The sequence below is a fragment of the Amycolatopsis sp. NPDC043889 genome, from assembly GCF_056435645.1.
In genome coordinates this window covers 34,216-54,874 of record NZ_JBWKEC010000036.1, presented here as the reverse complement: position 1 = coordinate 54,874, position 20,659 = coordinate 34,216, and the positions used below count along the sequence as shown (strand labels likewise).

General features: G+C 69.7%; 19 protein-coding genes. 6 read left to right on the top strand and 13 right to left on the bottom strand.

The window, feature by feature from the left end:
• Positions 1 to 168: 168 nt before the first annotated feature.
• Positions 169 to 600 carry an organic hydroperoxide resistance protein gene (locus AC0685_RS37880; protein ID WP_478229889.1) on the bottom strand — a complete coding sequence of 144 codons (432 nt, stop codon included), beginning with the start codon at positions 598 to 600 and terminating at the stop codon, positions 169 to 171.
• Positions 601 to 738: 138 nt separating this feature from the next.
• Here AC0685_RS37880 and AC0685_RS37875 point away from each other — a divergent pair, with 138 nt between their 5' ends.
• Positions 739 to 2,304, top strand: a complete 1,566-nt coding sequence (locus tag AC0685_RS37875; protein ID WP_478229888.1) for a BTAD domain-containing putative transcriptional regulator — start codon at positions 739 to 741, stop codon at positions 2,302 to 2,304.
• Here AC0685_RS37875 and AC0685_RS37870 read toward each other — a convergent pair whose 3' ends face one another.
• The 6 genes from AC0685_RS37870 to AC0685_RS37845 form a co-directional block, all read right to left on the bottom strand.
• Positions 2,305 to 3,903, bottom strand: a complete 1,599-nt coding sequence (locus tag AC0685_RS37870) for a glycoside hydrolase family 13 protein (protein ID WP_478229887.1) — start codon at positions 3,901 to 3,903, stop codon at positions 2,305 to 2,307.
• Positions 3,904 to 3,953: 50 nt separating this feature from the next.
• On the bottom strand, positions 3,954 to 4,823 hold the full coding sequence (locus AC0685_RS37865) for a carbohydrate ABC transporter permease (RefSeq protein ID WP_478229886.1): 870 nt from the start codon (positions 4,821 to 4,823) through the stop codon (positions 3,954 to 3,956).
• Entirely contained in the window at positions 4,820 to 5,794 is a 975-nt protein-coding gene (locus tag AC0685_RS37860; protein ID WP_478229885.1) for a carbohydrate ABC transporter permease, read from the bottom strand. Before AC0685_RS37860 ends, AC0685_RS37865 begins: the two co-directional genes overlap by 4 nt.
• Positions 5,772 to 7,145, bottom strand: a complete 1,374-nt coding sequence (locus AC0685_RS37855) for an ABC transporter substrate-binding protein (RefSeq protein WP_478229884.1) — start codon at positions 7,143 to 7,145, stop codon at positions 5,772 to 5,774. Before AC0685_RS37855 ends, AC0685_RS37860 begins: the two co-directional genes overlap by 23 nt.
• A gap of 302 nt (positions 7,146 to 7,447) precedes the next feature.
• Positions 7,448 to 8,452 (bottom strand): LacI family DNA-binding transcriptional regulator, encoded by a 1,005-nt coding sequence (locus tag AC0685_RS37850; protein ID WP_340682345.1) that lies wholly within the window; start codon positions 8,450 to 8,452, stop codon positions 7,448 to 7,450.
• 32 nt (positions 8,453 to 8,484) lie between these two features.
• On the bottom strand, positions 8,485 to 9,681 hold the full coding sequence (locus AC0685_RS37845; RefSeq protein ID WP_478229883.1) for an MFS transporter: 1,197 nt from the start codon (positions 9,679 to 9,681) through the stop codon (positions 8,485 to 8,487).
• A gap of 57 nt (positions 9,682 to 9,738) precedes the next feature.
• Between AC0685_RS37845 and AC0685_RS37840 the strand changes: the two genes are divergently transcribed.
• Both AC0685_RS37840 and AC0685_RS37835 read left to right on the top strand, forming a co-directional pair.
• Positions 9,739 to 10,284 (top strand): hypothetical protein, encoded by a 546-nt coding sequence (locus AC0685_RS37840; protein ID WP_478229882.1) that lies wholly within the window; start codon positions 9,739 to 9,741, stop codon positions 10,282 to 10,284.
• 113 nt (positions 10,285 to 10,397) lie between these two features.
• Positions 10,398 to 11,783: a PepSY-associated TM helix domain-containing protein gene (locus tag AC0685_RS37835; RefSeq protein ID WP_478229881.1), complete on the top strand. Its 1,386-nt coding sequence runs from the start codon at positions 10,398 to 10,400 to the stop codon at positions 11,781 to 11,783.
• Here the strand turns inward: AC0685_RS37835 and AC0685_RS37830 are convergent.
• Entirely contained in the window at positions 11,773 to 12,669 is an 897-nt protein-coding gene (locus AC0685_RS37830) for an SDR family NAD(P)-dependent oxidoreductase (protein WP_478229880.1), read from the bottom strand. The genes AC0685_RS37835 and AC0685_RS37830 overlap by 11 nt on opposite strands.
• A 79-nt stretch (positions 12,670 to 12,748) precedes the next feature.
• Between AC0685_RS37830 and AC0685_RS37825 the strand changes: the two genes are divergently transcribed.
• Positions 12,749 to 13,330 carry a TetR/AcrR family transcriptional regulator gene (locus tag AC0685_RS37825; RefSeq protein ID WP_478229879.1) on the top strand — a complete coding sequence of 194 codons (582 nt, stop codon included), beginning with the start codon at positions 12,749 to 12,751 and terminating at the stop codon, positions 13,328 to 13,330.
• 298 nt (positions 13,331 to 13,628) lie between these two features.
• On the opposite strand, the gene AC0685_RS37820 is transcribed toward AC0685_RS37825, so the two are convergent.
• The 4 genes from AC0685_RS37820 to AC0685_RS37805 form a co-directional block, all read right to left on the bottom strand.
• Positions 13,629 to 14,105 (bottom strand): hypothetical protein, encoded by a 477-nt coding sequence (locus tag AC0685_RS37820; RefSeq protein ID WP_478229878.1) that lies wholly within the window; start codon positions 14,103 to 14,105, stop codon positions 13,629 to 13,631.
• A 178-nt stretch (positions 14,106 to 14,283) separates the two neighbouring features.
• The gene (locus AC0685_RS37815) at positions 14,284 to 15,459 is read right to left on the bottom strand and encodes a 4-hydroxybenzoate 3-monooxygenase (RefSeq protein WP_478229877.1); all 1,176 of its coding nucleotides are present in this window, start codon (positions 15,457 to 15,459) and stop codon (positions 14,284 to 14,286) included.
• 32 nt (positions 15,460 to 15,491) lie between these two features.
• Positions 15,492 to 16,262, bottom strand: a complete 771-nt coding sequence (locus tag AC0685_RS37810) for an IclR family transcriptional regulator (RefSeq protein WP_478229876.1) — start codon at positions 16,260 to 16,262, stop codon at positions 15,492 to 15,494.
• Between the two features lie 12 nt (positions 16,263 to 16,274).
• The gene (locus AC0685_RS37805) at positions 16,275 to 17,513 is read right to left on the bottom strand and encodes an ArsB/NhaD family transporter (RefSeq protein ID WP_478229875.1); all 1,239 of its coding nucleotides are present in this window, start codon (positions 17,511 to 17,513) and stop codon (positions 16,275 to 16,277) included.
• Positions 17,514 to 17,584: 71 nt separating this feature from the next.
• Between AC0685_RS37805 and AC0685_RS37800 the strand changes: the two genes are divergently transcribed.
• Positions 17,585 to 18,808 (top strand): FAD-binding protein, encoded by a 1,224-nt coding sequence (locus AC0685_RS37800; protein ID WP_478229874.1) that lies wholly within the window; start codon positions 17,585 to 17,587, stop codon positions 18,806 to 18,808.
• On the opposite strand, the gene AC0685_RS37795 is transcribed toward AC0685_RS37800, so the two are convergent.
• The gene (locus tag AC0685_RS37795) at positions 18,805 to 19,155 is read right to left on the bottom strand and encodes a hypothetical protein (protein ID WP_410647831.1); all 351 of its coding nucleotides are present in this window, start codon (positions 19,153 to 19,155) and stop codon (positions 18,805 to 18,807) included. The genes AC0685_RS37800 and AC0685_RS37795 overlap by 4 nt on opposite strands.
• Positions 19,156 to 19,266: 111 nt before the next feature.
• On the opposite strand from AC0685_RS37795, the gene AC0685_RS37790 reads away from it, so the two are divergent.
• Complete coding sequence (locus tag AC0685_RS37790) at positions 19,267 to 20,433, top strand: aminotransferase-like domain-containing protein (protein ID WP_478229873.1); 1,167 nt, start codon at positions 19,267 to 19,269, stop codon at positions 20,431 to 20,433.
• Positions 20,434 to 20,659: the final 226 nt, after the last annotated feature.

The following is a 20,659-nucleotide window of genomic DNA, read 5'->3' as shown; positions in this document are numbered from 1 at the left end:
TGGCAGTTGGTCGCAGGTCCGTGAAGGCCTCCTTGCCTACTCTGAAGGTAGGGAAGGAGGCCTTCACGGACACCAGAACGCCGGCAACGGCACGTTAAGGCTGGTCCAGTTCCCTCGTGAGTGGCAAGGACGGTTAGAACCGTCCTTGCCACTCACGAGCCAGAGGGCTCACGCGACCGTCGCGTCCAACGTCACTTCCACGTTCCCCCGCGTCGCCTTGGAGTAAGGGCACACCTGGTGCGCGCCCTGGACCAGCTCGTCGGCGGTGGCCTGGTCGATGCCGGTGGCCTCCAGGTGCAGCGCGGCGCTCAGGTGGAACTCACCCGCTTCGGTGTCGTGATGCAGCGTCACTTCGGCGACGACGGCGAGGTCCTCCAGCTTGACCTTCTTGACGCCCGCGACGCGGCGGACGGCGCCCACGAAGCACGACGCCCAGCCCGCGGCGAACAGCTGCTCGGGGTTCGTGCCGTCGCCGGAGCCGCCGAAGGCCTTGGGGACGGCGAGGCCGACGTCGAGCATGCCGTCGGCGGAGGTCGCCCGGCCGCCGTTGCGGCCTTCCGCGGTCGAAGTGGCGACGGCGGTGTACGTGGTTTCAGACATGCCGAAACCGTAGGAAGCCCGACCTGACGGCGGCGCCCGTCGGATGACGTCATTGCTGTACGTCATGGGTGGACGACGTACGCCGATGACGTCGTCCGACGCTCGCGGCCGTCGCGCGCGCTCGCCTACTTTCCGCTCATGTCCAGCCTGCCGCAGGAAGTCCGGTACCGCTTCACCGTGCTCGGCCCGCCCGGCTTCACCAGCGGTGGCACCCGGCTCGACCTCGGCTCGCCGCAGCAGCAGGCGGTCTTGATGCTGTTGCTGGCCAACGCGGGCAGTTTCGTCCGGACCGGTGAGCTGATCGACGGGCTCTGGGGCGAGCGGGCGCCTGCCACCGGTGAGGCCGTCATCCGCACCTACATCTCCCGACTCCGGCGGCTGCTCTCCTTGCAGGGCTTGGGCTCGGCGATCGTCTCGCGGTCCGGCGGTTACCGGCTGGACCCGGATCGTTTCGAGGTGGACGCCGTCGAATTCGCCGGGCTGATCGAGAGTGCGCGACAGGCGCACAACGTGGACACGGCGGCGAAGCTGCTGGAACGCGCGCTCGGTCTCTGGACCGGAACGGCGCTGGCCGGCGTCCCCGGCGAAGCGGCCGAACAGGAACGTGCGCGCCTGGAGCGACTGAAACTGACCGCGACCCAGGAACTGCTCCGGCTGCGCCTCGAACTCGGGGAACACGACGAGGTGATGGCCGAGGTACCCGTGCTGATCGAGCGGAACCGCCTCGAGGAACCGCTGTATGAGATCTATCTTCTCGCCCTTCATCGCGGCGGGCGCCGGGCCGAGGCGCTCGAACTCTACCGCTCGATCCACGAGCTGTTCGACGAAGAACTCGGGGTTCGGCCGGGGCCGAAACTGCGGGCGTTGCACGAGAAGGTGCTTCGGGCCGAGGACGATCCGGTGCCCACGCGTCGTGACCCGGCACCGCTGTTCGCCGGACGCGAGCGCGAACGCGCGGAATTCCGGCGGCTGCTCGCGAGGGACCCGGCCGACGGTGCCGAGGTTCTGTTCCTCACCGGACCGCCCGGCATCGGGAAATCGACCTTGCTGCGGACGTTCGCCGACGACGCGGCGGCCATGGGCAAGCCCGTGCGGCTGTTCGACGGGCTCGACGATCCGGCGGGCGTCCTGCGCCGCCTGCCCGACGGCGCCACGGTCGTGATCGCGGGCAGGGCCGGGCCGGACGCCAGGCTGCTGGTCGATCCGGCGTGGGCGGGAAGGCTCCGGATCCGGAAACTCGAAGCGTTGAGCGAGGCCGAGTCCGTGGCGCTACTCGAAGCACGCGGTGTCGCGCCCGCGCTCCGGAAGTCCATTGTGGACTTCGCGGCGGGCAACCCGTTCGCGCTTTCGCTGGCCGCCGAGATCAGCAGGTCACCGCGGCCCGACGCGGAGCGCTTCGTGGTGGACACGGTTTACGCGCAGCTGGCCGGTGATCCGCCGACGGAGGCACATCGGTGGGCGTTGTACGTGTGCGCGCAAGCGGACCACACCACCGAAGACCTACTCCGGTCCGTGCTGCCGGGAGGACGGTCGTCGGAGCTGTTCGACTGGCTCCGCGACCACCCCTGCGTCGAGACCACCACCCACGGCCTCGTCCTCGGCGGTGTGCTCCGCGAGGTGCTCGACAGGCACCTCCGATGGCGTGACCCGGCGGGCCGCGCACGGATGCGCGGCCGGATCAGCCGGGTCACGACCGGTCGTTGATCAGGTGAGCAGCCACACCGCCGTGTCCGTCGGGAGTTCACCCTCGACGGGGCCACTGGCCATGAGCACTTCGCGGTGCGGCGGCAACGCCACAGGCCTGTCCGAGAAGTTCAGCACGAACGTGAAGCCCGGCTCCCGGGTGAACGCGAGCACGCCGTCGCCCAGCGCCAGCCACTCCAGATTGCCGGGGCCCAGCGCGGGAAGTTCGTTCCGCAAGCGCAAACCGGCGCGGTAGAGCCGGAGCATCGACCCGGGTTCGGCCGCCTGCGCCTCCGCCGTACTGGAGCGCCATTCCCCGGGCTGGGGCAGCCACGTCCCACCGGTGCCGAAACCGAACGGCGGCGCGTCACCGGACCAGGGGAGCGGGACACGGCAGCCGTCACGGCCCGGATCGGCGCCGTCAGTGCGGGCCCACACCGGATCCTGACGCAGTGCGTCCGGGATGTCCTCGATCTCCCATAGCCCGAGCTCCTCTCCTTGGTAGACGTACAGACCACCGGGCAGCGCCATGGTCAGCAACGCGGCCGCCCGCGCCCGCCTGGTCCCGAGTTCTCGGTCCACCGGGGTGCCGTGCAGCCGGTCGGCGAACGCGAAGCCGGTGTCACCTTGGCGGCCGTACCGGGTGACGTGCCGGGTGACGTCGTGGTTCGACAGCACCCAGGCCGCGGGCGCGCCGACCTCCTCGTGTGCCGCCAGCGTCCGCTCGATGACGTCCCGGAAACGCGCGGAATCCCACGGGCACACCAGGAAATCGAAGTTGAACGCCGCGTGCAGCTCGTCGCGGCGGAGGTACCGCGCGGCCCGCGACATGTCCGGCAGCCACATCTCACCGACCATCACCCGGTCGCCGGGGTAGCTGTCGGCGATCTTGCGCCACGACCGGTAGATCTCGTGCAGCCCCTCCTGATCGGAGAACGGCGTCTCGTCGCCGGGATCGACGTCGGGCAGCCGCGGGTCCTTCACCAGCCCGTCGGCGACGTCGATGCGGAAACCGTCGACGCCGCGGTCGAACCAGAACCGCAGCACGTCCTCGAAATCGGCGCGGATGTCCTGGTTGTCCCAGTTGAAGTCCGGCTGGCGTGAGCTGTACAGGTGCAGGTACCACTCGCCGTCCGGGACCCGTGTCCACGCGGAGCCGCCGAAGCGCGACTTCCAGTTGTTCGGCGGCTCGGAGCCGTCCGGCCCGCGACCCGGCCGGAACCAGAACCGTTGCCGCTCCGGTGATCCCGGCTCCGCCGCGAGTGCCTCCTTGAACCAGCGGTGCTCGTCGGAGCAGTGGTTCGGCACGATGTCGATGATCACGCGGATCCCCTTGGCGTGGGCCGCGGCGATCAGGTCCTCCGCTTCGGCGAGCGTGCCGAAGAGCGGGTCGATCTCCCGGAAGTCGGCGACGTCGTAGCCGCCGTCGTCCATCGGCGACGGGTACCACGGGGTGAACCAGATCGCGTCGATCCCCAGCTCGGCCAGGTAGTCCAGCCGCGCGCGGACGCCGGCGAGATCGCCGACGCCGTCGCCGTTCCCGTCGGCGAAACTGCGGATGTAGACCTGGTAGATCGCCGCGCTCCGCCACCATCCGGCGGACTGCCCCAATGCGGTCACGGAAATGCCCTCCTCAGTCGTACGTGGATACCCCGAATGCGGCGAAGAATTCAGCCCTTGAGGCTGCCGGCGGTGAGCCCGGCGAGAATATGCCGCTGGAACGCCAGGAACAGCGCCACCATCGGCAGACTGGCCAGCACCATGCCCGCGACGAGCACGTTCAGCGGCATGTCGATGGCCACCCGCTGCAGCATCACCGACAGCGTCTGCTTTTCGGTGTCCGGGAACACCAGCAGCGGCCAGATGAAGTCCTTCCACGCGGCCACCACCGCGAGGATCGAGACCACGGCCAGGATCGGCCGGGAGATCGGCAGGATGATGCGCCACAGCGTGCGCACCGGTCCCGCGCCGTCGAGGCGCGCGGCCTCGATCAGCTCGTCCGGGATCTGGTCGAAGAACCGTTTCAGCAGGTAGATGTTGAACGCGTTGGCGGCGGCGGGAAGCCAGACCGCCGCCGGCGAGTTGATCAGGTTGACGTTCAGCAGCGGCAGGTCGGTGATCGTCACGTAGGTGGGCACCAGCAGCGCCGCCGCCGGCAGCATCAACGTCACGAGCATCAGCCCGAGCACGACGTTGCCGAACTTCGGCCGCAGCTTCGACAACGCGAACGCCGCGGGGACGTCGATCGCCAGCTGGGCCAGCCAGGCGCCGCCCGCGACGATGACGGTGTTGAGGAAGTACTTGCCGAGACTCAGCTGGTCCCACGCGTCGGCGAAGGTCTCCGGATGCCACTCGTCCGGGATGAACGTCGCCGGCGTCTGCGCCAGTTCTTGCGGTGACTTCATCGCGCCGGTCACCGCCCAGTACAGCGGGAACAGGAACGCGATGACGAACAGGAGCAGGGTGCAGCCGAAGATCACGGCGTACCCGATCTTGCCGCCGGGACTGCGGAGCGTGCTGGGGGAGACGAGCGTCCTCATGACTGATCCGCCTTCCGGGTCAGGCGCACGTACAACGCGGAGAACACCCCGAGCGCGACGAACAGGAGCAGGCTCAACGCGCTCGCCGAGCCGAAGTCGTTGTAGACGAAGGCGTAGCGGTACAGCAGCAGGAGCACGGTGACGGTCGAGTCGTCCGGTCCGCCGCCGGTCATCACGTACGGCTCGGTGAACACCTGCATGGTCGCGACGACCTGCAGCAACAGGAGCACCAGCAACACGAACCGGGTCTGCGGCAGCGTGACATGGATCAGGCGTTTCCACAGCCCGGCGCCGTCCAGCTCCGCGGCTTCGTAGAGCTCACCAGGGATGGTGCCGAGCGCGGCGAGGTAGATCAGCGTGGTGCTGCCCATGTTCGCCCACGTCGACACGAACACCAGCGACAGCATCGACGTGTCGCTCGAGTCGAGCCACTGGCCGCCGGGCAGGCCCACGGCGCCGAGTGCGGAGTTGAACAGGCCGGCGCCCGGGTCGTAGAACCACTTCCACATCAGGGCGGTGACCACCGGCGGCAGCATCACCGGCAGGTAGACCGCGAGCCGGAAGAACGCCTTGGCGTGCCGCAGTTCGTTGAGCAGCACCGCGGTCACGAACGGCACCACGAACCCGAAGACCAGGGCGAGCACGGTGAACAACAGCGTGTTACGCCAGGCGATGCCGAACAGCGGGTCTTCGAACAGGCGGGTGAAGTTGTCGAAGCCGACCCACGTCGGCGGGTTGACGAAGTCGACCTGCTGGAAGCTCAGCAGGACCCCGCGCACGATCGGGTACCAGGAGAACAGGGCGAACACCACGAGCGCGGCGCACAACAGGCCGTACGCGGTGAGATTCTCCTTGAGCTTGCGGCGCGACCGGTTCCGGCGGCGTTCGGCGGCCGAAGCCACCGGGCGACCGGCCCGCGACGACGCTGTCGCGGGCCAGTCGAGAACGCTACTTGACCTGGGCGAGGACACTGTTGACCTTCGACACGGCCGACGACAGCTGCTGATCGATGTTCGCGTTCCGATCGGTGAGCACCGCCTGCATCACGCTGTCGAGAATGGCGTAGACCTGCTGCGCGTTCGGCGGTTCGATACTGCCCTTGATCCGCGAACCGGCGTCCACATAGGACTGGTAGTTCTCGGCGGGAACGTTGGCGTGCTTGGCTTTAATCGCGAGCTGCTGGTCGCGGACCGCGCCCTGCCAGACGTCCGGGGTCGGCTCGGCGGGCAGCCCCACCGGCTGTTTGCCGTCGACGTACTGCTGGACGTGCTTCTCGAAGCGCTCCGGGTTGAGGTACTTCCAGCGGACCCATTCCAGACCTGCCTTGATCTTCTCCGGCGAGGCCTTGGGGTTGATCATGTAGCCCTCGCCGCCGAGCAGCGTGCCCTGCCCGCCCGGCATCCCGGCGACGCCGTAGTCCTCGTACTTGCCGTTGAACTGCTTGACCAGCACCGGGACGTTGTCCGGTGCGGCCATGTACATGCCGAGCTGGCCCGCGCCCATCATGCGCTGGACGTCCTGTGCTTCGAGGAGCTGCTTGCTGCCCATGGTGTCGTCGTCCCACCGCATGGCGCGCAGCTGGTTCAGGGCGGCCTTGGCCTTGTCGTTGTCGAACGCGGCGACCCATTTGTCGCCGTCCTTGCGGGCGACCTCGCTGCCCATCGAGTAGAGCCAGGCGGTCAGATGCCAGCCGCCCTGGTTGTTCTTGCTGTAGTCGGCGTACCCGACCGTGCCGTTGCCCAGCGCGGCGATCTTCTTCGCGGCGTCGCGGACTTCGTCCCAGGTCTGCGGCGGTTTGTTCGGGTCCAGCCCTGCTTTCTGGAACAGCGGGCGGCTGTAGACCAGGCCCATGCTGTAGTTCATCGTCGGCAGGCCGTAGAGCTTGCCGTCGGCGTCCCGGAAGTTGTCCAGTAATTCCGGTTTGATGTCGCCGAAGTTCTTCAGGCCCTTGGCCGCTTCGGTGATGTCGGCGGCCTGGCGGCGCGTGATGATCTGCGCCGGGTCGGTGAAGTAGACGTAGTAGACGTCTTCGAGCTGCCCGCCGGCGAGCTTGGCGGAGAACGTCTTCGGATCCATGAACCCTTCGTGGGGCTCGATGTCGATGTCCGGGTGGGTCTCCTCGAACTCCTTGACGTCGGCGTCGAACACGCCGCGCTCGAACGGCTGGCTGGTCGGGGGCTGGCCGGTCACGGTGATCTTGACCTTGCCCCCGGTGCTTTCACCGGAACCGGAACCGCAGGCGGCCACCCCCAGGATGAGTCCGCCCGCGAGGAGCAGGCAGAACATCCGGCGGCGCACGGTGGGGGACCAAGTGCTGCTCATCTTCAAGCCTCATCTCGGGATCGCGACGGCTGTCACGTGATTGCGGTCACTCTAAAGTGAAGCCCCGGATCTACGCAATAACTGGATGAGAACTTGCAACTTTCCGACATCCCTCGTCGCCGAGTGCCCCAAGCGCGTGAAGGCCCCCTTCCCCTTGGCTGAGTCGAGGGAAGGGGGCCTTCATGTACTTCACCGAACACGCGTGCTTGGAGCCGGAACTCGCGTGCCTGAAGGCGGAACTCTCACATCCGCCCTCAAGCACGCGTGATCCGGCTCCAGGCACACGTGTTCCGGGAGAGAGGCTAGATACGGCGGGCGGTGGAGCCCCGGACGACGAGTTCGGGGGCGAACAGCAGTTCCTCGGCCGCGACCTCGCCGCCGTTTATGCGCTTGACCAGCAGTTCCACCACGGCGCGGCCCATCGCCTCGATCGGCTGGCGGGTCGTGGTCAGCGGCGGATCGGTGCAGTTCATCAGGGCCGAATCGTCGTAGCCGACCACCGAGACGTCTTCGGGAACCGACAGGCCCTGCCGCCGGGCCGCGCGGATCGCGCCCAGTGCCAGGAGATCGCTCGCGCACAGGACGGCCGTCGCGCCGCGCGGGTACAGCCTGGCCGCGGCGGCGTGCCCGCCCTCGATGGAGAACATGCCGTGTTCGACGAGTTCGTCCAGGACCGGGAGCCCGAGTTTCGCCGCGTAGGCGCGGAACGCCTCGAGTTTGCGCCGCGACGGCACGTGGTCGTTCGGGCCGAGGACGAGACCGATCTTCTCGTGCCCGAGTGAGCTCAGGTGGCCGACGACCTGCTCGACGGCGACCGCGTCGTCGCACGAGATCTGCGGCAGTCCGAGGTGGTCGACGGCGGCGTTGATCAGCACCGTCGGCAGGCGGCGCTCGGCGAGATGGTGGTAGTGGGAGTGCACCGCGTCGGCCTGGGCGTAGAGCCCGCCGGCGAACACGACACCGGAAACCTGCTGTTGCAGCAGCAGTTCGACGTACTCGGCTTCGGAGACGCCGCCCGCGGTGCGGGTGCACAGCACCGGGGTGAAGCCCTGCTGGGCGAGTGCGTTGCCCATGATCTCGGCCAGCGCGGGGAAGATGGGGTTCTGGAGTTCGGGAAGGACCAGTCCGACCAGTCGGGCACGATCTCCGCGCAGCTGGGTCGGTCGTTCGTAGCCCATCACGTCCAGCGCGGTGAGGACGGCGGCCCGGGTGCTGGCGGAGACCCCGGACCGGCCGTTGAGCACCCGGCTGACCGTGGCTTCACTGACCCCGACCTTGCGGGCGACTTCGGCAAGACGACGCGTCATGGTTGCAACATTACCGCAAGCGAGCGCAAAAACTAGACACTCTTGATCGGTGCGGTTGCCCGAAAGTCACGCGAGGAAGGCACGAGGGCGGCGGCCGCGGGCGCGGCGAAGCAGACGACCGCGCACGCCGCCAGCACCGGCTCCGCCCCGAACCGGTCGATCGCGGGGGCGATGAGCGCGAGCCCGGCGGGCGCCAGTCCATAGGAGAACAGGAAGTCCAAAGAGGACACGCGCGCGAGCTTCCCCGGCTCGACCTCCCGCTGGGTCGCGGTGAACCACGGGACGTTGAACAGTTCGATGCCCAGCCCGGCGACCGCGTAGGCGGCGATGACGAAGGCCGGGTGCACCGGGAACAGCAGGCTCAGTGGCGCGAAGCCGTAGCAGCCGAGCCCGAGCAGCGCCGCCCGGCCCTGCCGTTTCGGTCGCCAGCGCGCGATGACGACGGCGCCCGCGAGGGCGCCGACGGTGTACGCGGTGAGCCCGGCGGCCAGGACGGCTTCGGTGTCGTAGCGGTCGCGGCTGACCAACGGCAGTACGACGCCGGTGGCGGAATAGCCGGTCGCGATCACGGCGGTCAGCGCGCCGAGCCCGGCCAGGAACCACGGATGACGGCGAGCTTCGCGGAGACCGTCGGCGAACTCGCCGAAGAAGCGGATCCTGGTCGTGGCCGGGGCGGGCGCGAAAGTGCCTCGCGGCGGGATCATCGCCGCGCCCAGCCACAGCACTCCGGTCCCGATCACCAGGGCCGACGTAGAGGCGAACTGCGAGAGCAAGGCGGTGAGCCCGGGGGCGACCAGGGTCGTGACCCGGACGGCGAGCGTCATCGCGGCGTTGGCCTGCTGGCGCCGGTCTTCGGCGATCACTTCGGCGGTCAGCGCCTGGAACGCCGGGCGGCACGCGCCCTGCCCGATGCCGACGACGGCGGCCGCGACGGCCATCACCACGACCGATCGGCCCATACCGACCGCGATCAGGGGAGTGGCGGCACCCGCGACGAAACCGGCCCAGAGCACGACCCCGCGCCGTGAGTACCGGTCGGCCAGTACGCCCGCCACCGGTACGGCCACGAGGAATCCCGCGGTCCGCGCGGCGAGCACGATGCCGAGGTCCACAGCCGAAAGCGACCGTTCCAGCACCGCGAGTCCGAGGATGAACGGCAGGGCCCAGGTCGCCAGCCCGGAGGCGGTGTTCCCGGTCCAGAGCCGGAGGAACGACAGGCTGCGGAACACCGGGGTGACGATAGCAAGGAGAGACAGCAGGCCCTTTCGCGCTCTACTCTGCCTCCCGTGCGCACGCCGACCTCGGACCGAGGCCCGGCCAGGCGCCTCCGCGGCGGGGCCGTGGGGGTCCTGACCGGCACTTTGGCGACCGGTGCGCACGCCGGGACCAGCGGACGCGTCCCCGACCTCGGCGTGGTCGTGCTGCTCGTCGTCCTGCTGAGCTGGGTGGCGTACGCGTTCGCGGGACGCCGTCGCGGTCCGCTCGCCATCCTCGGCCTGGTGGCGGGCGGGCAACTGGCGATGCACGCCTGCCTGACCTTCCTGACCTGGCAGTCGCACGCCCACCACGCCGAGGGCCCCGGCAACGGCCTGGCCATGGCGGCCGGGCACGCCGCGGCGACCCTTGTGGTGGCGATGGTGCTCGCGGGCGCCGAGCGCGTCCTGTTCGCGCTCACGGCGTTGATCGCTTCGGTCCTTCCACGCCGTCTGACACCGCGGCTGGCGACGGCGCCGCTGCGGATCCACGTCCCGCTCGTGGTGAAGTTCCCCGCGACCGAGGCGCTCCTGCGAGACGTGCTTTCCCGGCGCGGCCCGCCGGTGACGTTCGCCTGATCCCCGAAACCCTGCCGAGACCCCTGTCGCGGCAGGGCTCAGCACGCGTGCCGTGACCACACCGGCGCGCGGCGCAGGCGCACGCCTCCCCACCGACGCCTCAGGAGTCCCCCATGGCAACGCGAATCGAATCGACCACGAGCCCGCCGCGCGCGTCCGGCTGGCGCGGACTGTTCCTCCGTCTCCACTTCTACGCCGGCGTTCTCGTCGGCCCGTTCGTCCTCATCGCCGCGCTCACCGGCGTTCTGTACGCGGCGACTCCGCAGATGGAGTCCTGGATCTACGCCGATCAGCTCCGGGCACCCGTCGGGCTGAACCAGGTCTCACTCTCCGACCAGGTCAAAGCGGCACAAGCCGCGAACCCCGGCGGTGACCTGGTCGCCATCCGGCCCGCTCCCGAACCGGGCGACACCACCCGCGTGCTCTTCGCCGAGGACGGGCTCGGCGAGTCCGAACGACGCGCGATCTTCGTCGACCCCGCCACCGCGCAGGTGCGCGGGGATCTCGTCGCGTACGGCTCGAGCGGCGCCTTGCCGTTCCGGACCACGCTCGACCAGTTGCACCGCAACCTGCTTCTCGGTGAGCCAGGACGGCTCTACAGCGAACTGGCCGCGTCCTGGCTGTGGGTGGTCGCGCTGGGCGGTCTCGTGCTGTGGGTGAGCCGCCGCCGCGCCCGCCGGAACGAGAAGAGCGAATCCGCGCGCGGGAAGTCGGTGCGCCGTCACGGATCTGTCGGCCTGTGGGTGCTGCTCGGCGCGCTGTTCCTTTCCGCGACAGGGCTGACGTGGTCGGCGTACGCGGGCGAGAACGTCTCGGCGCTGCGTGAATCCCTCGGCTGGGCCACCCCGGCGTTGAAGGTGGCCGGCGCCGGCGAGCACGCCGGCCACGCCGGGCACTCGGGTCACGGTGAAGCGCCCGCCGCGAAACCCGAGAGCGTGGACGCGATGCTCGCGTCGGCCCGTGCCGCCGGGGTCGACGCGCCGTCGGTGGAGATCGGGCTGCCCGCGGAACCCGGCGCTCCGTGGCAGGTGGCGGAAGTCGAGCGCGGCTGGCCGACGCAGGTCGACGCCGTCGCGGTCGACGGGACCACCGGGCAGATCCTGGGCGAGGTGCGGTTCGCCGACTACCCGCTGATGGCCAAGCTCGCCCGCTGGGGGATCGACGCGCATATGGGCGTGCTGTTCGGCTGGCCCAACCAGCTCGTGCTGCTCCTGCTCGGCGCCGGTCTGGTCACGCTGGTCGTGCTCGGCTACCGCATGTGGTGGCGGCGTCGGCCGACCCGCGCCACCGGGCTGACCTTCGGGCGGCCCATCCCGCGCGGTCAGTGGCGCAAGGCGCCGCTCGCCTTGGTGGTGGGTCTTCTCGTCCTCGCGGCCGCGATCGGCTGGTTCGTGCCGCTGTTCGGGATCAGCCTGCTGGCGTTCCTGGTGATCGACCTGCTGCTGGGCCTGCGGTCCCGTGGCCGGTCCACACCGGACTCGACCGACGTCACCGGGTGAGTTCCGCGCTCGCCGCCCACAACCGGGCGGCGAGCGCGGTGTCGGCGAGTTTCCCGCGGACCGGTTCCCGGCGGGGTTCGCCGCGCAGGCCGAACAGCCGGGGGCCGAACATCTCGCCGCCGCGCACGGCGGGATCGAGGACAGCGCGGACAGCGGGCCAGGCTCCGGCTTCCTTGCCCTGCAACAGAAGCCCGGCCGGGAACTTCCGCCCGGCCGGTGCCGCGTGCACCGGCCGCGGCGGGGTCAGGGAATCGAGCGCGCCACCGGGATGGTCGACGACACTCAGTACCGTGCTGCCTGCTGCGCGCAGCCGCCTGTCGAGTTCGAAGGCGAACAGCATCTGGGCCAGCTTCGAGCGCGCATAAGTGCGTTTGGGCTGGTAGTCGCGTTTGCTCTGAAGATCGTCCAGGTCGAGTTCCGCCGACTTGCCCACGAAACTGCCCGTGGTGACGATGCGACCGGACTCCGCCGCTTCGAGCAGGGGCATCAGCCGGTGCACCAGCACGAAATGCCCGAGATGGTTGGTGGCGAAGGTCAGTTCGAGGCCATCGGCGGTCTCTTGCCTCGGCTGGTCCTCCAGGAGCACACCCGCGTTGCAGACGACGGCGTCCAGCCGTTCGGTCCCCAGAGTGTCCACAGAGGACTCGATGGACGAGAGGTCGGAAAGGTCGAGCCGCAGGTGCCCGAGTCTCGCGTCCGGAACCCGCGTGCGGATCGAGGTCATCGCGGCATCGGCCTTGGCGGCGTTCCGGCTGCCGAGGAACACGGTCGCGCCGGATCCGGCGAGCTGTTCGGCGACGAAGTAGCCGATCCCCGCGTTGCCGCCGGTGACCAGGAAGGTCTTGCCGTCGGCGCGCGGCAAATGGTGGACGTCCCAGTGACCCATGACAGGCTCCTCAAAGTCGAATCCACTCCGAAGATACACTCATTACGATTTCGGAGTGACTTCGATATAAGGTGGTCGCGTGGAACGGACCGAGCCGGGCAGGCGTGAACGCAAGAAGGCGGCGACACGCCAAGCCCTGTCGAGGGCGGCCCGAGAGCTGTTCCTGGAACGGGGCTTCGACAACGTCACCGTCGCCGAGATCGCGGACGCGGCGGACACGGCGGTGTCGACGCTCTTCGCGCACTTCCCTGGTGGCAAGGAGGCGCTGATCCTCGGAGACGGCCATGAACGCGAAGCGGCCTTGGCCGCCGCGGTGCGTGATCGGGCCGAGGGCACCTCGATCCTCGAGGCGTTGCGGGACTTCCTCGCGACCCGCGGCCCGTTCCATCCGGATCCGGACCCGCTGTCGCGCCGTGTCGCGGACCTGGTGATCGCCACCCCGGCGCTGCGTGCCTACGCCAGGGCGCTGTGGACGGGTTGCGAGAACGCGCTGACGAAGGTCATCGCCGAGGAATCGGGTCAGGACGACTTCTCAGTGCGGTTGCTGGCGCGTTATGTCCTGGAGGTGCCGGATCTGGCCGGAGTCGAGGCTGATCCGGCCGCGGCGCTGGACGCCGCTTTCGTCTTCCTGCGGCGAGGCTGGCCTGACCTGGAGCGATGAAGGGTCTGCTCTTGCGGCTGTCCGAGGTGGACGCCGACGGTCCGGGCCATCGCCTATTTCGATGAGCTCGTGGCCAGGCAAAGCCCGCCTTGCCGACTTGGTGCGCGCCACCGCGGCGCTCGCGGGCCGCGCCGGGACGGCGTCCAGGCGCCACTGCGGTTCGCCCGACGGCGACCCGGCGCTTCGTGCTGCTTCGGGACGGCGCGATGGCCACCGGCTGCCTGTCCGATCCCGAACCGATCTGTGAAACCTTCCGCGAGGGAGTCGAGGACCTGCTGAGGCTTCACGTCGCCTCGCGCTAGCTCGGCGGCTGCTGAGCAGGCGGGTTCGGCGGTGTCTGGTCCGGCTGACCTGGCTGGGCGTAACCGGGCTGTGCGGCCGGGTATCCCGGCTGGGCGGCCATCGGGTAATGGACCGGCGGGACGAAGCCCGGCTGCTGCCGGGACGACCGGCCGCTCTTGACGACCGCGACCGCGACCAGCAGCCAGGACAGCAGTGAGGCGGAGTCGAACAGCAGGCCGATCACCAGGTAGATCGAGCGGATGTCATCGACGGACAGGTTGCCGGACTCGCTCCAGTCCGGCACGTTCAGCGCCACGAACTGCCACACGATGCTCATCACCGTCGTGACGAGCATGACCGTGAAGGCGGCCACCATCAGGCCGGAGACTCCCCGGGCGCGTCCTTTGACCGAGACGATCAGACCGAGCAGGCCCACCGCGAGTTGCAACACCAGTGGGATGGTCTCGATGCTCGCGAACGCAAAGGGTGACATGTCTGCCTTCCTCAGGTCTCCGCCGGAGATCGGGGGCCGGCGACGCCGCGGAGATCGTATGCGGTGAGCCGCCGTCCGCGTGGCGGGTTTCGGGAAATCACAACGCCCTGCCGCCGGTCCCCGATGGGACCGCCGGTGCGTCAGGTACGCGCCGACGACCGTCAGCGGTCACCGATCTTCAGAACCCGATGGGCAGTCCCGCGTAGTTCTCCGCCAGGCCCGCCCGGCCCGCCTCGCTCCGCGCCAGCCACTGCAACTGCGAAAGCTGTAACTGCCGATCGAACGGGTCGCCGGACTGGTGCAGCATCGTCGTCATCCACCACGAGAAGTGCGTACACCGCCAGACCCGGCGCAGCGCGGTGTCGGAGTACGCGTCGGCGAGAGCGGAGTCCTTGTCCCGTACCAAAGCGGCCAGCGCGGGGGCGAGGAGGGCGACGTCGGCGACGGCGAGGTTGAGGCCCTTCGCGCCGGTGGGCGGCACGATATGGGCGGCGTCACCGGCGAGGAACAGGCGGCCGTGCCGCATGGGTTGCTGCACGAAACTGCGCATGGGCAGCACGCTCTTGTCCGTGATCGGCCCCGGCGTGAGCGTCCAGCCGTTCTGGCCGTGACCGAGCCTGGTCGCGAGCGCTTCCCAGATCCGGTCGTCGGACCAGGCGCCGATGTCGGTGCCGTTGGGCACCTGCAGGTAGAGCCTGCTGACGCTGGCCGAGCGCATCGAATGCATGGCGAAACCGTCGGGATGCCACGCGTAGATGAGCTCGTCGGTCGAAGGGGCGACGTCGGCGAGCACGCCGAGCCACGAGTACGGGTAGGTGCGTTCCCAAGTCTGCTTCACGGCGTCGGGGATCGCGGTGCGGCAGGGGCCGAAGGAGCCGTCGCAGCCGACGACGACGTCGGCGTCCAGCCGCTGCTGTGTGCCGTCCGCGTCGGTGAAAGTGACGTAGGGCCGCTCGGTCTCGATGTCGTGCACGGCGGTGCCGGTGACTTCGTAGTGGATCTGCTGCCCGGCAGTCGCACGCGCCTTGCCGAGGTCCTTCGTCACCTCGGTCTGGCCGTACACGGTGACGCTTCGGCCCACCAGGTCCACGAAGTCGAGGTGATGCCGTTCCTCGGGCCATTGCAGATGGATACCGCGGTGCTCGTCGCCTTCGCGATCGAGCCGGTCGCCGAGTCCTGTCTCACGAAGGAGGTCCACTGTGGACTGTTCGAGGATGCCCGCCCGGATCCGCGCTTCGACGTACTCGCGCGAGCGGGTCTCCACGATCACCGACTCGACCCCTGCGAGATCGAGCAGATGCGACAAGAGCAGTCCGGCCGGGCCGGCGCCGACGATGGCGACTGGGGTACGCATGACCGGAGTCTGATCGCGCGGCCGCGGAACCGCTAGCGGTCGCTTCCACTCAGTGAAACCCGCAGGCTCCGGCCGATTCCGGCGGCCGCGACCTGGAGTGCGGAGATCAGCCGGGCCCGGCCGCGGCTCAGATCCGGGACGACCAGGCCGAGCGCCGCGACGACGTCGCCACCCGACGGCCGGATCGGGACGGCGACCGAGCACGCGCCCCGGCTCATCTCCTCGACGGTCTGCGCGTAGCCCTCTCGCCGGACCCGCCGCAACTGCTCGCGCAGGCGGCCGGGCTGCGTGACGGTGTACGGCGTGACGCGGGTCAGCGAAGCGAGCACTTGCCGTTGAACCTCCTCCGGTGCCCAGGCCAGCAGGACCTTCCCGATCCCGGTGGCGTGCAGCGGCAGCCGTCCGCCGATCCGGCTGACCACCGGCACGGACGCGTTCCCGGAGAGCCGGTCGAGGTAGAGCACCTGGTCGCCGTCACGTTCGCCGAGGTGGACGGTGGCGCCGGTCGCGCCGTAGAGATCCTGGAGGAAGGGGGCGGCGACCTGCCGCAGTTCGAACTGGACGGGCGCGAGCAGCCCGAGGTCCCACAGCCGTCTCCCGACCGCGTACCGGTCCTCGCGCCGCTCCAGCGCACCCAGCCCGACGAGTTCGCGGGCGAGCCGGTGGGCGGTGGGCAGCGGCAGGCCGGCCCGCTGCGAGAGTTCGGTCAGCGACAGCTCACGATGGTCGACGTCGAAGGCGCCGAGCAGCGCGAACGCCCGCGACGTGACGCTGGCACCGGGGGTCGACAGGTTCCCGGGCATGCGCCCATCCTCTCACTGAGTGGAAGTCAAGACGAGCCCGAGCCACAGCCCGCCGACGGCGAGCACGATGGACACCGGGACCGTGAGCAGCCCGAGCCTGGTGAACTCGCCCAGCTCGGCGCGGGTGTCGTGCCGGTGCAAGATCCGCCGCCACAACAGCGTCGCCAGCGAACCGACGTAGGTCAGGTTCGGCCCGAGGTTGACCCCGATCAGCACGGCCAGCACCACCGGTGTCCCGCCGGCGGTGGCGAGCGGCAGCAGCACGAGCACGGCGGGCAGGTTGTTGATCAGGTTGGCGAGGACGGCCGCCACCGCGGCGGCGCCGAGCAGGGCGGGGAACGAGGTGGAAGACGGCACCAGGTGGCTGAGCGCCTCATCCAGTCCGTTGTCGACGACGGCGCGGACCACGATCGCCAGCGCGAGCACGAAAGCGACGAAGGGGATGCTCGCCGATCGCACGATCGCGGCGGGCGACGTCCTTCGCTGCGCGAGGGCACGGCAGGCCAGGACGGCGGCACCGGCGAACGCGGCCCACGCGGGGCTGACGTCCAGCAGGGACGCGACCACGAACCCGGCCAGCGTCAGGACGAGCACGACGAGGACGAACGCCGGGACTTTCCCGGCCGGGACCGCTTTTCCCCCTCGTGGCCGGGCCGCCAGGTCGGCGGCGAAGAACCGGCGGAACACCACGTATTCGGTGAGCACGGCCGCGAGCCAGGGCAAGGTCATCAGCGCGGTGAACCGCAGGAACGAGATCCCGGTCGCGGCGACGGCGAGCAGGTTGGTCAGATTGGACACCGGCAGCAGCAACGAGGCCGAGTTCGCCAGATGCGTACAGGCGTAGGCGTGCGGTTTGGCCCGCGCGCCCATCCGCGCGGCGGTGGCGAACACGACCGGGGTCAGCAGGACGACGGTGGCGTCCAGGCTGAGCACCACGGTGACCGCCGCGGCGACGACGAACACCGCCGGCAGCAGCCGTTGTGGCCGTCCCCGGCTGAACCGCGCCATGAGTGTCCCGGCCGCCTGGAACAGTCCTTCGTCGTCGCACAATTTGGCCAGGACGAGCACCGCGGCGAGGAAGGCGACGACCGGGGCGAGCCTGGTCACTTCGTCGAGGGCGTCGGGGAACGAGATCGCCCCGGCCGCCAGGACGATCCCGGCGGCGGGGACGGCCGCGACCGCCTCCGGGAGTCCGCGTGGCCGGATCACCGCGAAGGCCAGGACGACCAGCAAGAGCGCGATGGACACCATCTCGCCGGGAAAGCCTGTCAGTGCGAACCTCCTCCGGGTGAAGCCGACTCCGGCAATCTAGGCTGGGCCTGGTGCGAGAGACGAACTGGGCGGGAAATCAGAGCTTCACCGCGGAACGGATCTTCCGCCCGCGCACCGTCGATCAGATCCAGGACGTCGTGGCCGGAGCGGCCGCGGTCAGGGCTCTCGGCAGCGGGCACTGTTTCAACGACATCGCGGACTGTCCGGGTGGCGTCCTGCTCGATCTGTCCGCGCTCGACGGCGACGCCGTCCTCGACGCGGACTCGGCGACGGTCACGGTGCCCGCGGCGGCCCGCTACGGCGACATCGCCGTCCAGGTCCACGCTGCCGGGTTCGCGCTGGCCAACCTCGCTTCGCTGCCGCACTGTACGGTGGCGGGCACCGTCGCGACGGCGACCCACGGCTCCGGGCGGCGGAACCAGAGCCTGGCGTCGGCGGTGTCCGGTTTGGAGCTGGTGACCGCCGACGGTGGGCTGAAGACCTTCTCCCGGCACGACGGCGTGGTCGTCGGCCTCGGCGCGCTGGGTGTGGTGACCCGGCTGACCCTCGAGCTGGTCCCGTCGTTCGATCTCCGGCAAGACGTCTTCGACGGCCTTCCCTGGGAATCGGTGTACGAGCACTTCGACGAGATCCAGGACGCCGGTTACAGCGTCAGCCTGTTCACGAACTGGGCCCGCGACGAGGTCGACCAGGTCTGGGTCAAAGGATCGGGGCAACCGGGCGCGGACTTCTTCGGCGCGACGGCGGCGGACGGGCCACGGCATCCGGCCCACGCGGCGGGCATCCCGGCGGACAACTGCACGCGTCAGCTCGGCGTCACCGGGCCGTGGCACGAACGGATCCCGCATTTCCGCCTGGACTTCACGCCCAGCGTCGGGAACGAACTCCAGACCGAGTACTTCGTGCCCGTCCGGCACGCCGTCGCGGCAATGGAGGCGATGCGCGGACTCGGGCACCGGCTGGCGCCCGTCCTGCTCACCTCAGAGATCCGCACGGTCGCGGGGGACGACCTGTGGCTCAGCCCGTTCCACGGTGGAGGCCGGCTGGCGCTGCACTTCACGTGGCTGCCGGACGAGAAGGCGGTCCGCGAGCTGCTGCCCGTGATGGAGGAGCGGCTGGCACCGTTCGACGTCCGGCCGCACTGGGGAAAACTCTTCCACCGCGCGGCGGATTACCCGAAGCTGGCCGATTTCCGGGCGCTCGCCGGCGAACTGGACCCGGACGGCAAGTTCCGGAACCCGTTCGTCCGGCGGCACGTGTTCGGGGATGGCTAGTCCGATTGCGACCAAGCCGCGACGGGCAGTGAGAGGTACACGCCGACGTCGTCGATCCCGGTCGCGGATTCGATGCTCGTGCGCAGCAGGTCCACCCGCTCCTGGCGGTTGTCCGCCCGGCTCGGGAACCACTTCGACCTGACCTCCACCAGGAGGTCGAGTCCGAAGCGGTCGAACGGTCCCGGTGCGCGGAAACGCAGTTCGACGTCGCCGGGCTGGAGGTCGCCGTCGTAGGGCTCCTCGGGGCATTCCACCGCGACGGACACGAGATGCGGCAGAACCGAGCCGAGCTCACGCAGCTTGGCTTCGGGAAGATGGGGCGCGTAGGTGATTTCCACGAGAGGCACGAGCACAAGCTTAGGGCAGGCGAAACTGCTATCGTGGCGGCAGTTGCTTGCTCGCGCGGGAAGATCCCCGGCTGCTGCACTGGAGCCGCTCGTTTCTCCCGAGGAGCCTGCATGTCTCTTCCCCTCGCCCGTCGTATGGACGGCGTCACCAGTTCTCCCGTGCGCGACCTGCTCGCGCTCACCGCCCGCCCGGGCGTGATCTCGTTCGCCGGTGGGATGCCCGCACCGGAACTGTTCGATGTGGACGGCCTCCACGCCGCCTTCGACCGGGCACTCGCCGACAGGTCCGCGTTGCAGTATTCGCCCACCGAAGGGAATCCGCGGCTGCGCGAGCTGCTCGCGCAGCGGCTGTCCGGTCGTGGGGTCACGACCACTGTGGACGATCTGCTGATCACCACGGGTTCACAGCAGGGCCTGCAACTGCTGAGCACCGCGTTGCTCGACCCCGGCGCCACCGTGCTGGTGGAAGAACCGGTGTACCTGTCGGCGCTGCAATGCTTCCAGCTCGCCGAGGCACGTGTCGTGCCCGTTCCCGGCGACGCGGACGGGATCGATCCGGCCGCGCTGGACGAGATCGCGGCCAGGGAACGGCCGGCGCTGCTGTACCTCGTCCCGACGTTCTCGAATCCCTCCGGGCGCACGATCGGTCCGGAGCGACGCCGCGCGCTCGCGGAAGTGATCGCGCGTCACGGGTTCTGGCTCGTCGAGGACGATCCGTACCACGAGCTGCGCTATCGCGGCGAACGCGAGCAACCGCTGTCGGCCCGCCCCGAGCTCGCCGGGCGCACGATCTATCTCGGCACGTTCTCGAAGGTGATCGCGCCCGGGATGCGGCTGGGCTGGTTCCGGGCGCCGAGGGAACTGCTGCGCCGCGTCACGATCCTCAAGCAGGCGACGGATCTGCACAGCTCGACCGTCGACCAAGCGGCCGCGGCCGAGTATCTGGCCGTCGCGGATCTCGACGCGCACGTGCGGAAGCTGTGCGCGACGTACCGCGTGCGCCGTGACGCGATGCTGGCCGAACTGCCCGCGATCACCCCGCCCGGGACGACGTGGACCGACCCGGACGGCGGGATGTTCGTCTGGGTCACCCTTCCCGGCGGCGCGGACACGGACCGGCTGCTTCCCGAGGCGCTGCGGCAGGACGTCGCTTTCGTGCCCGGCTCGGCGTTCCAGGTGGGGGAGCCGGACCGCTCGGCGTTGCGGCTGTCGTTCGCCACCCACGCGCCGGAGACGATCGCCGAGGGATTGCGGCGGCTGGGCAAAGCCCTGTCGTAGTGAGGTCTCGAGCCGCTGCCGCGCTTCTCGGGGTAGTGAAGGGCCTCTTGCCTACTCTGAAGGTAGGGAAGGGGCCCTTCAGGACGCCGCCGGTGGTTCTTGGTGCCACACGGTCGCTTGGGTCTAGGGGGTCGTGGGGGGGGGGTTTGGGTGGGGACCCAAAAACCCCCCCCCCCCCCCCCCCCCCCCCCCCCCCAAATTCCTTTCCCCCTCCAGGAAGCCCGAT

Bases quoted from the DNA above. Each gene is read 5' to 3' on its own strand.
- AC0685_RS37880 (WP_478229889.1), bottom strand. From the start codon at position 600: ATGTCTGAAACCACGTACACCGCCGTCGCCACTTCGACCGCGGAAGGC.
- AC0685_RS37875 (WP_478229888.1), top strand. From the start codon at position 739: ATGTCCAGCCTGCCGCAGGAAGTCCGGTACCGCTTCACCGTGCTCGGC.
- AC0685_RS37865 (WP_478229886.1), bottom strand. From the start codon at position 4,823: ATGAGGACGCTCGTCTCCCCCAGCACGCTCCGCAGTCCCGGCGGCAAG.
- AC0685_RS37855 (WP_478229884.1), bottom strand. From the start codon at position 7,145: ATGAGCAGCACTTGGTCCCCCACCGTGCGCCGCCGGATGTTCTGCCTG.
- AC0685_RS37850 (WP_340682345.1), bottom strand. From the start codon at position 8,452: ATGACGCGTCGTCTTGCCGAAGTCGCCCGCAAGGTCGGGGTCAGTGAA.
- AC0685_RS37835 (WP_478229881.1), top strand. From the start codon at position 10,398: ATGGCAACGCGAATCGAATCGACCACGAGCCCGCCGCGCGCGTCCGGC.
- AC0685_RS37830 (WP_478229880.1), bottom strand. From the start codon at position 12,669: ATGGGTCACTGGGACGTCCACCATTTGCCGCGCGCCGACGGCAAGACC.
- AC0685_RS37820 (WP_478229878.1), bottom strand. From the start codon at position 14,105: ATGTCACCCTTTGCGTTCGCGAGCATCGAGACCATCCCACTGGTGTTG.
- AC0685_RS37815 (WP_478229877.1), bottom strand. From the start codon at position 15,459: ATGCGTACCCCAGTCGCCATCGTCGGCGCCGGCCCGGCCGGACTGCTC.
- AC0685_RS37810 (WP_478229876.1), bottom strand. From the start codon at position 16,262: ATGCCCGGGAACCTGTCGACCCCCGGTGCCAGCGTCACGTCGCGGGCG.
- AC0685_RS37805 (WP_478229875.1), bottom strand. From the start codon at position 17,513: ATGGTGTCCATCGCGCTCTTGCTGGTCGTCCTGGCCTTCGCGGTGATC.
- AC0685_RS37790 (WP_478229873.1), top strand. From the start codon at position 19,267: ATGTCTCTTCCCCTCGCCCGTCGTATGGACGGCGTCACCAGTTCTCCC.